1 pseudogene is annotated in these 1,126 nt (G+C 53.6%); it reads right to left on the bottom strand.

Features of this window, described 5'->3' with window-relative positions:
* Nucleotides 1-1,009 precede the first annotated feature (1,009 nt).
* Nucleotides 1,010-1,126: pseudogene (locus G3N58_RS34435) on the bottom strand (IS5/IS1182 family transposase); the annotation flags it as partial.

The raw sequence follows: 1,126 nt of genomic DNA, 5'->3' as shown, positions 1-1,126 counted from the left end.
CATCGACGCATTCGGGAAGTAGTGCGACCTGCTTGCGGTCATCGCCTTCAACGAATCGCTTCATGAGTCACCCGGTCTCAACGCGTTGATTCAGTTTAGACGATCAATTCGTTTTCACACGGCCTCGCCCGAACTGAGACCGACGACTGACAGAGTCTGTCAAATCAAGTCCAGACTTCTACACATAATTCGCTCCTGTGCGCTGCCTTCATGCCGTCTTGCAAAGGGGATTGGCACTCGTCAATACCCGAAAATAGGCTCGAATCAGTGTGATGGAATGTGCTGGATTGAGCAGGACTTCTCTGGAATGACAGAATCTTTTTGCGCCGTCGCGTGGGGGTAATGTACCGGGATTTGCGCGTCGGCCAGCACGAGTGCATCGGCCTTCGAGTCGAATGATCTGAGGCTGTGCGTTGACAACAGGCAGCATATGAAATCCGTCGCGCGCCAATTTGCGTCGGATGATCGTGGGACTTGATGTGGCGTGTCGGTCTGATGCGATTCCTGCTGCACCACGCGCGGAAATCTGTTGGTCTATTTGCGTGAGTGTCTGCATCCTCGCGCGCAGATTCAACACGACCTTTGTTTTTTTCTGCGCGGAGCATGGCAGCCCATGCTCATTCATGTTGCGCCATCGGTCATACCTTCGTGCTCCCGGTCAATCATCTATTTGCGTTTGGGGGGAAGACCCGCTCACGCGATACGCTATTTATTCAACTAGGTCTGTTTATCTTGCTGCGTGGACGAATACATTTTCTTGCGGCAGGAGTTCATCTTTTTGTGCGACCACCGGCGACCACACTCACGGGATTTGCGAACGACATAAGAAAAAATATAAAAACAAGGTACTGCAGGATAGGCTACCGCCGGTTTTGGGCGCCATGCACATGGCGACACGCGTCCACTAACGCCGTTGGTATCGGGGGCGACAGTCGATTTCGTCGCCGGGTGCAAATGCGCCTCGATCTCGGCGTCTCGGCAACGAGCACGTCACTGTATCTAGAGCGTGTTAGGCACTTTTGTTAAGGGCTGCAAAGTGGACAAGCATAAGCACGGCGAATATGACGAAGTGCAGGCTGGCTAGGGTTTCGGGCAATCGCTCGTAGTCTCTGGCCAGTCGCCGGAA

The organism is Paraburkholderia sp. Ac-20342, from assembly GCF_017104985.1.
Taxonomy (GTDB): domain Bacteria; phylum Pseudomonadota; class Gammaproteobacteria; order Burkholderiales; family Burkholderiaceae; genus Paraburkholderia.
Note: the sequence above shows the minus strand (reverse complement) of the source record. Positions and strands in the feature narration are given on the sequence as shown.